This is a genomic window from Pseudopedobacter sp., from assembly GCF_040392825.1.
In the GTDB taxonomy this organism is placed as follows: Bacteria; Bacteroidota; Bacteroidia; order Sphingobacteriales; family Sphingobacteriaceae; genus Pseudopedobacter.
In genome coordinates this window covers 1-8,929 of the sequence record NZ_JBEBVH010000170.1, presented here as the reverse complement: position 1 = coordinate 8,929, position 8,929 = coordinate 1, and the positions used below count along the sequence as shown (strand labels likewise).

Below are 8,929 nucleotides of genomic sequence, written 5' to 3'. Positions count from 1 at the left end.
AGTGTCTTTTAAATAAGATGTTTTATAAGCACAAGCGGATGCTTGCGCTATTTATGCTATTTGTAAGTTGTCTCCAAAGTAATAAGATGTGTATTTCCAGTGATCAATTTCTGAAAGTATTTGCGTTCTGGTGCAAGCGTCCGCTTGTATCTTTAAGTTTTGTATTTATAAAAGTAGTGTCTTTTAAATAAGATGTTTTATAAGCACAAGCGGATGCTTGCGCTATTTATAATGCAAGCGTCCGCTTATACCTGTAACCAGTAATCTCCTTATGGACACATTATAAAACTCAGATTAAAAATTAAATTGAGCTTGAATTCTCACTAGATTGCCTTTTTGACGATTATCTCTTAATACAAAATCTTCATAAGTACGGTCAGAAATGGTGTAAGCTACAACCAATTCCAGAAATTTATTTGGCTGCCATTCTATTCCGGCTTCAAACTCTTTAACAAGATAGCTCCTGGCATCTTTTTCGAATTTTTTACCGCCATCGTAATAATTATATTTAAGATATGGATAGATTAAATCATCTTTATTAATAGTGGCTTTGGCATTTAAAGTAATATAGCCACCTCTTAAGTTTCTTACCTCAATAGAATCTGTTTGTTTATTGTATTGCGGGCCTCTGCCAATATTATATTCGGCCTGAATACCAATTGGCTGCGGATAAATCACCAAAGTAGCACCAATTCTTTCATCTTTATAAGTTTTATCCAGATTAGTCTTTACCCCGTTACTTAGTAAATCTGATGGCATAGTAAAATCGCCTGTATAGGCTTGTATTCCCGGTTCTATAAACTGCTTGCCAAATAACAAGGGATAAGAAAAACGGCCGACAATATGTTGTTTCTTATTTAAATCTGCTTTATTGGCTCCTTGTCCATTAAAAAAGCCTAAACCGGCCATGCCAAAATTTCCAGATCCTTTCAGCTTCAAAGTATTAATGGTTTCGAAGCGTTCCTGAACGATTTTCGGAGTCCAGTAAAAGAAAACGCCGAGATCCCTTTCATTCACAAAAGCACTGTTAGTTCCATCAGATCTATCGATAGTTAATCTGTTCTGGCTGGACTGAGCGTTTTCAAAACCATAAGGTACCTTACTTTGTCCAACTCTAACTCTAAAGACATTCTCTCGGTCAATTCCTAAATCAACAAAGGCATCTCTTAGCTGAAGATAATTTAATGTAGATCCCGAAGAACTGGCAAAATCTGGTTGCACATAAAAATATAGACGCTCATTAACCCACCCGTAAAATACCAGTCTCATTCGCCTGATAAACAAGCCGCCATCTCCCCATGATTTATCGCACTGGTCACATCCCAGTTTGTCGTTTGTTTCGAGTAACCTATTGTAACGCACCTGTCCATAGCCTCTAAGAGAAATAACTTCAAACCACTTCCGATTTTCAGCGTTTTTGGATGTTTTAACAGTGTCCTGTGTTTGGCCAATAGCCAATTCCGAGAAAAGAAGAGTAGCAATTGTTAAGAAAATGATAACAAAACCTTTGTTCATATTAAGCAAATATTTAATCAATGTTAAATCGTTGCAAAACTATGAATCTCAAATCTTCTAATGTTAAATTAGTGTTAATAGTGTGTTAATTGTTGGCTTAAAGCCATTTCTTCTTTTTAAAGTAAATAATGGTGCCGAAAGACGAAATCAACATTAAAAAAATGGCGATGATATAGCCATAACTCCAGTTTAACTCGGGCATATTCGTAAAGTTCATTCCGTAAATGCTTGCGATTAATGTAGGAGGCATGAAGGCAACAGTAGCAACGGTGAATATTTTGATAATACGGTTCTGCTCAATATTGATCAAACCCATAAAGGTGTCTTGAAGGAATTCCAGACGTTCGAACGCGAATTTATTGTGTTCCAATAAAGAGCTGATGTCTTTAATCATGATTCTTAATAAATCCATCTTATCTTTTGGGAACGAAGTTGATTTTAACAATGCAGACAACATCCTTTGCTTGTCTATGATATTCTCGCGAAGTAACATGTTATCGTTTTGAAGAGAAGAAATCTTCAATAAGTCTTCCTCGTCAACTTTTTCGTTAGTGGCCTTTAAGGTTTTGTTAAGTTCGGATATTTCCTTAGCTATGTTCTCAATCAGATCCGCATCCTGGTCTATACAAGTTTCTAACAGTGTAGAAAGAATCTGATAACCGTTGACATAAAGTGTAGGGTTTGATTTTATTTTTTTTACCGATTCGCTAAAGGTCTTAATATCATCATCCCTGTAGGTAAACAATATTCCTTTTTCAAGAATAATAGATACGGGTGAATACTCGAAGCCATGTTCCCTGACAGATAAAAAACTCGAATTAATGATAATTTCATTATCCAACTCGCTAAATCTTGACGAACTTTCGATCTCTTGTGATTCTTCTTCCGATGAGTATTTAATGTCGAAATAAGTCTCTATTGTAACTTTTTCTTCTATTGTAGGATTCTGTAAATCTACCCAGATCAGACTTTCAATAGGGATTTCCCTTAAAAGTTCTATTTCTGTTTCCTTGGCAAGTCGCGTATTTTTTTTATAGTAGATTCTTAGCATAAGTGCAAGATAGGGATTGAAATATCATTTCTTATCTTTGCAAAAATAAATTTTAAATTTTAAGGTGGAAAAATCTTTGGCGTTCGGTGAAAAAAATTACAATTATTATGGAGCTTATCTGAAGGATAAATTCGATGGTAAGAAGGTTTATAAGGTGATTGTGGATGGCGGATTTACCTGTCCGAACAGAGATGGTTCTAAAGGTTATGGAGGCTGTACCTACTGTAATGTAGACTCTTTTACGCCAACATCGCGTACGATGGATTCTATGAAAGAACAGATAGAATTCGGCATGGAGCGAGCCATGAAGAATTATAAAGCAGAGAAATTTATTATTTATTTCCAGCCCAACACAAATACTTATGCCCCTGCACATTATTTAAAAACGCTGTATGATGAGGCATTGAGTGTTAATACGACAGATGTTGTAGGTTTATCTGTTGGAACCCGGCCAGATTGTCTGGATTTTGAGAAAATTGCTTTGCTGGAAAGCTATACCGACAGATTGGTTGTCGATTTGGAAATGGGTATGGAATCCATCTATAATGAAACTTTATCTCAGATAAACAGAGGATGTTCGCATGACGAGTTTGTGGATACAATGGGATTGCTGGAGAATTCGAAACTGGATATTTGTGTACATACCATATTTGGCCTTCCTGGAGAAACCAGAGAGATGATGTTGAAATATGCTGATGAAATTAACAGGTTCAAACAAATTAAGTTTGTGAAATTTCATCACCTGCATATTGTGGAAGGATCCATTATGGGCGCGAAGTATAAAAAGAATCCATTTAAGTTATTCTCTTTGGAAGAGTATACCGATTTTATATGTGAACTTTTACCGCTAGTTAGAGAAGATATCGTTATTCAGCGATTATTCGGGTTGTCTGATCTGGAGATGCTTATTGCGCCAAGTTGGGGACTTAAAAAATCGCAAATTCAGAATTATATGGATTCTCAGATAGAAAAGAGGGGAATAGTACAGGGTTCTAAGTATAAGGCATTTCAGGAGATATAATTTGATATATACCATATTATTTTAACAGCTATAATTTCTCCGTCATCCAGAACTCTATTCAGGATCTGCAGGCCTGGAGTTGTGCTTAATGCTTTTCGTTTCTTATAGACAAAGCGCCTACATTCACCTCAAAAGAGGGCGTTTACGTTCGAGAGAAAGACAGGTTCAGCATAAAAACTTAAGCCTCGGGCATTCAGTCTTACTGGACAAGTTTATTGGCACAGGTTGAACTGGCAAATGCCTCTGGTTTGGCCTTAAATACAAAACCCATACTTAAAATATATCCCATGGCCTCGTGTAAAGCAGCATTTGATTTAAATTGAGGACTGGTATTAATGTCGGCATGCACTTCCAATTCTACATCGTAAGCATCTAACAAATCGCATAAAGCGTATGCTGTTTCTATTGATTTTTGCACTTCGGCAAGCATGCGTTCTTTAATCCCCATTTTCATGTTGTAACGGTCCTGATTGATGTACATGAAACCGCCTTTATGTTCGCGTAAAAAAACAATTGCGGTAGCAAAGTGAATGGATGCACCTTTCACCTGTGAATCTGTTCCTATGCAAACTTTTAATTTATTTCCATTATCATATTCTCTTTTTATTGTGGCTTCTACTTCATTAATGATGGGTAAACTTACTTTTTCGCCACTGAATTTTCTCCAACTCATAATATTGATGTTTAAAGCTTCTTAAATTTAATGATTTGTAAATCAATGTATTGTTGGTTTCTTGTTATTTATTTGTTAACATGTCTTGTTTTATTAACATATAGATTATCAGGTAGTTTGATTGTTTTTATTAAAAATATCGGAAGGTTATTAAAAATGTCAGAAAACTCATTAATTTCATATACTAAATTTAACCTGGACAGCTATTGATATTGTACTTTTACAAGACCTTAGGCGTAAACCGAGTTTTTGCGCTACTTGTGTTTCTAGTTTTTTTGAGTTTTAGTGGCCTAGCTCAGAATATTTCCAATGAAGGGACAGATTTTTGGGTATGTTTTCCTTCGCATGTTCCGTCACTGGATAATAAGAACGTGCCGAGGATGGCTACTATGTCGGTATTTATTACGGCAAAGAGTAACTCGTCCGGAGTGGTCAGTTGTGGAACTTTTACGGAAAGATTTAGTGTTTCCGCCGATACGGTCATTGAAGTCACAATTCCCCGAGATCAGGCCTATCTGGAGAATGAGATCCCATATGAGCCAAATAAAGGAATTAATATAAAAGTAGATGCCGGACAGCCTAAGGTGGTAGCTTATGCCCATATATTTGCCGGAGCTCGTTCTACTGCTACTCTGGTTTTACCTACAGAAGCGCTGGGACAGAAATATTATGCCATCTCCTATACCCAAAACCTGGTTACACAGAAAATAGGAGACAAGGATATTATGAATGTTTATTCACAGTTTAATATTGTTGCTATTGAAGATGATACCAGAGTTTTAATAACCCCGGTTCATAGTAACAGCAAGCAAGCCACAAAAGTAATTTTACTTCAGAAGAAAGGGGATGTTTATTCCTACCAAAACAGTTCAGATATTACGGGTTCCGTTATTGAGGTAGATCCCAGTAATCCATGTAAAAAAATAGCTGTATTTTCGGGGAGTTCGGCTTTAGCTATTATGCCCGACGCATGTAAGCAGGGTGGTAGTGTAGATCCACTTTTTCAACAGTTGTATCCTATAGAAAGCTGGGGGAAAACTTTTGCGCTTATCCCTTTTTATAATAGATTAACAGGCAGTATTTATCGTTTTTTAGCCAGTGAAGATAATACAACAATAAATTATAATGGAAGTACAATTCAATTGGCAAAGGCGGGAGATTATTATACTACATCGGCAAGTTATTCTGTTGGTTTACTGAAAAGTAATAACCCCATTATGGTTGCGCAGTATGCGTTAACCCAGTATTGTGCAGATCCAAGAAACCAGATAGATCCTAAAAATACAAATGTTATTCCCAGTGATCCGGATATGGTTATCCTGAATCCGCTGGAGTATAGCATCGACAAGATTACTTTATACTCTTCCACAAAGCAACTTATAGCAGAACAATACATTAACGTTACTATTCCGAGTGTTAAAGTAAGTTCATTTAGAATGAATAATACAGAGATGTCGGGTCATTTTAAAGCAATTCCTGATAATACAGCATATTCTTATGCACAAATAGCACTGCATACCATAGGGGGAACAAATTTTAGCCTTTCTGCCGATACAGGTTTTAATGCTATTGCCTATGGATTTGGAAATGTAGAGTCTTATGCTTATTCTGCAGGCACCAGTCTTGCCTCAACAAAAGTGGTTAATGCGCTTAAACAGGGTACCAATACAGTTGCCAGAGAAGGTTGTATCTATGACGGCTTTGATTTTAAGCTTGTACTCCCTTACGAAGCACAGAAAATTACCTGGTTGCTGGAGAGTACAGATACCGAAATTGTAGATGAGAACCCTGTAGCCAAGCAAATCGTTCTGGCAGGAAAAACATTATACGAATACAGATTAGTAGCAAATAAAGTATTTACAAGTACAGGCGTAAAGCGTATACAAATTAAGGTTTTGCCTAAATCGTCTGCCAATGTGTGTATAGTTGCAGAGGAAGATTATATAGACTTTGACTTTGAAATTGTTGATCTTCCGGTAGCAGATTTTAGCACTCAGGATATAGCCTGTGTCGGAGAAGAAGTGTCTTTCCAATATATAGAAAAAGAAACTGATAGAAAAGTAGTATCCTGGATCTGGGATTTTGGAGATGGTGAGACCTCTTCGGCTGTAAGTCCTAAACATATTTTTAAACAGGCAGGAGAATATAATGTAAGTTTATTACTTAGCAACGGAGTAGGTTGCCAGTCGGAAATAAAAACCACAAAAATTACTGTTAAAGATCAAAAAGAACCCGTGTGGAACACTTTTTCTACTTTATGTACAAATGTTGCTGTACAATTTGAAGATCAGACAATTTACCAATCGGGTGATAAGGTTTCCTGGATCTGGGATTTTGGAGATCAGAACATCAGTAACTTGCAAAATCCAACGTATCAATTTGAAAAAGCAGGCCAATATAAGGTTACGCTCACATTGACTAATGAATATGGCTGTGTAAACTCATTGAGCAAAACGCTGGAAATCTTTGATCCGGCGAATATTGATTTTGAAAATGAAAAATCCTGTATCAATGATATCGTCATTTTTACTGCAAAAGCTTTAGATGGTGAGGTAATGTCCTGGGAGTGGGATTTTGGAGATCAGAGTAACGATATCACGCAAAAGTTTAAGTCGGTTGCACAACATCAATATAATCAACCAGGTTCATACGTAGTGACATTAAAGGCTATCTCGAAAAGTGGATGTTTAAGCGTATTGCAGAAAAATATTGTCATTAGTGGTGAAAATCCGAAACCTTCTTTTAATGTAGTGGAGCCGGCGATCTGTAGTGGGAATAAACTGCAAGTCATTAACAAATCGACCAATAATCAGGGGGAAATTACCAAACTGGAGTGGTTTTTTGACTTTGGAGGTAATCCAGCTTTAACCTTAGTTGACAATAACCCATCTGAAGGTAAGGCATATGAGTTTAGGTATCCAACGCTTCCTCAGGATAAAACATATAAGATAGTGCTTAGAGCCTATTCGGGACTTAGCTGTTATAAGGAAAGTACTCCGGTTAGTATACAGGTTTATGGGAAGCCTATTTTATCCTTTAATCTGGAACAGCAAGTGTGTATCAATTCAGAGCCTTTCAAGCTTGACGTAGAAAATCAATCTGTTACTGTTTCGGGACAAAGTAAACTGGCGGGAGATGGTATTTCAGGGGATATTTTTAATCCTGCTTTAGCGGGGATGGGAAAGCATGAGCTTACTTATACTTTTTTAAGTGTAAATGGATGTACAGATACGTTAAAGCGCTATATAGAAGTGTTGGGGAAACCAGAGCTGATAGAACAAAAGGAATTTAATGTTCTTTTAGGAGGTGAAAAGCAGCTGGACCTGGAACTGTCAGCAACCGGCTCGGTATCTTATCAATGGTTTCCTTCTACAGGTTTAAGCGCAGATAATGTATTGAATCCGATTGCCAGGCCAACAGAAACTACTCGCTATATACTCACATTGTCTAATCAGGCCGGCTGTATCAATAGTTATGAAATTACTGTAAATGTGCATATCGATCCTTATATTCCAAATGCCTTTAGACCCAATGGCGATGGTATAAATGATACCTGGGGTATAAATTATCTGGAAACTTTTATAGATGCAGATGTCAGGATATTTAACAGATATGGGCAGGAAGTCTTTTACTCGAAACGTTATACCAATGCATGGGATGGAAAATTAAACGGACAGGATGTTCCGATGGGTGTTTATTACTATATTATTGAACCCAATAACGGCAGGCAAAAATATAGTGGATCTTTAACTTTATTGAGATGAGACTGTTTGCTTTTACCCTGATCTTGATTCTATCTGTGGTATGCAAAGCGCAGCAGAAACCACAATATACACAGTATATGCAGAATATGCAGGTTATCAATCCTGCGTTAAGTGGTATTTACCACGGTATTTATGTAAAGGCAGCAACCAGAAATCAGTGGTCTGGTTTAGAAAGTGCTCCAAAAACCAATTATATTACTGTCTCTGCTCCATTAAATATTGACAAAGATATGCTTACTGCAGGGTCTGCGGATTTTGGAATTGAAGATGTTGGTACAAGGGAAGAAAGAGATGCTTATTACTCGTCTGAAAACCATCATGGTATTGGATTAATGGTTCTTGATGACAGGACGGGGAGTTTGTCCAGAGCTTCTGCTAACTTAACTTACGCCTATCATATCGCTCTGGGCGATCTAGCCAATTTATCTGTTGGAGTAGGAGCAGGTATGGGTCGGATTTCTTTAAATACGCATGAATTAAGGTTTGAAAATGAGCTAGAACCTCTCGTTATGCAAGGGAATGCAACAAGATGGTCGCCTGATGTGAATGCAGGCATTTATTTATATGGCGCGAGCTTTTTTGCAGGTGCTTCTGTTCAACAGGTACTCAAACAGCCGGTTTCTTTTGCGCAGGATTATCAAAGTGATGAAGTTCCTCATTATTTCTTTACTGCTGGTTATCGTTTTTGGGCAGGTCAGGATTTTTCTTTTATGCCTTCTGTTATGCTTAAACGTATCAAGCCGCTACCTTCGTCTATAGACCTGAATCTAAAAATTGCTTTTAGAAATAATGTCTGGTTAGGAGGTTCCTATAGAAAAAATGATTCTTTTTCTGCCATTTTTGGTTTTACGGTTAGCAAGATATTTGACGTTGGTTATGCCTATGATTTTACCCAATCGGAATTG

At 37.0% G+C, this 8,929-nt stretch carries 6 protein-coding genes; 3 read left to right on the top strand and 3 right to left on the bottom strand.

Annotation, left to right across the window (positions count from 1 at the left end):
- Positions 1-294: 294 nt before the first annotated feature.
- Both ABWO41_RS12250 and corA read right to left on the bottom strand, forming a co-directional pair.
- Positions 295-1,515, bottom strand: coding sequence for a porin (locus ABWO41_RS12250; RefSeq protein ID WP_353138217.1), 1,221 nt, complete (start codon positions 1,513-1,515; stop codon positions 295-297).
- A gap of 97 nt (positions 1,516-1,612) precedes the next feature.
- A complete protein-coding gene (gene corA / locus ABWO41_RS12245) occupies positions 1,613-2,566 on the bottom strand; it encodes a magnesium/cobalt transporter CorA (protein WP_353138214.1) in 954 nt (317 codons plus the stop codon).
- A gap of 64 nt (positions 2,567-2,630) precedes the next feature.
- On the opposite strand from corA, the gene mnmL reads away from it, so the two are divergent.
- Positions 2,631-3,587: a tRNA modification radical SAM protein MnmL/YtqA gene (gene mnmL / locus ABWO41_RS12240; RefSeq protein WP_353138211.1), complete on the top strand. Its 957-nt coding sequence runs from the start codon at positions 2,631-2,633 to the stop codon at positions 3,585-3,587.
- Positions 3,588-3,786: 199 nt separating this feature from the next.
- Here the strand turns inward: mnmL and ABWO41_RS12235 are convergent, their stop codons facing one another.
- Positions 3,787-4,260, bottom strand: coding sequence for a ribonuclease H-like YkuK family protein (locus tag ABWO41_RS12235; RefSeq protein ID WP_353138208.1), 474 nt, complete (start codon positions 4,258-4,260; stop codon positions 3,787-3,789).
- A 380-nt stretch (positions 4,261-4,640) separates the two neighbouring features.
- On the opposite strand from ABWO41_RS12235, the gene ABWO41_RS12230 reads away from it, so the two are divergent.
- Positions 4,641-8,024 (top strand): PKD domain-containing protein, encoded by a 3,384-nt coding sequence (locus ABWO41_RS12230; protein ID WP_353138205.1) that lies wholly within the window; start codon positions 4,641-4,643, stop codon positions 8,022-8,024.
- A partial coding sequence (locus tag ABWO41_RS12225; protein ID WP_353138202.1) for a PorP/SprF family type IX secretion system membrane protein occupies positions 8,021-8,929 on the top strand: 909 nt, incomplete at its 3' end. The genes ABWO41_RS12230 and ABWO41_RS12225, both read left to right, overlap by 4 nt.

Excerpts from the sequence above, each read along its gene's own strand:
- corA (WP_353138214.1), bottom strand. The coding sequence starts at position 2,566 with ATGCTAAGAATCTACTATAAAAAAAATACGCGACTTGCCAAGGAAACA.
- ABWO41_RS12230 (WP_353138205.1), top strand. The coding sequence starts at position 4,641 with ATGGCTACTATGTCGGTATTTATTACGGCAAAGAGTAACTCGTCCGGA.
- ABWO41_RS12235 (WP_353138208.1), bottom strand. The coding sequence starts at position 4,260 with ATGAGTTGGAGAAAATTCAGTGGCGAAAAAGTAAGTTTACCCATCATT.
- ABWO41_RS12250 (WP_353138217.1), bottom strand. The coding sequence starts at position 1,515 with ATGAACAAAGGTTTTGTTATCATTTTCTTAACAATTGCTACTCTTCTT.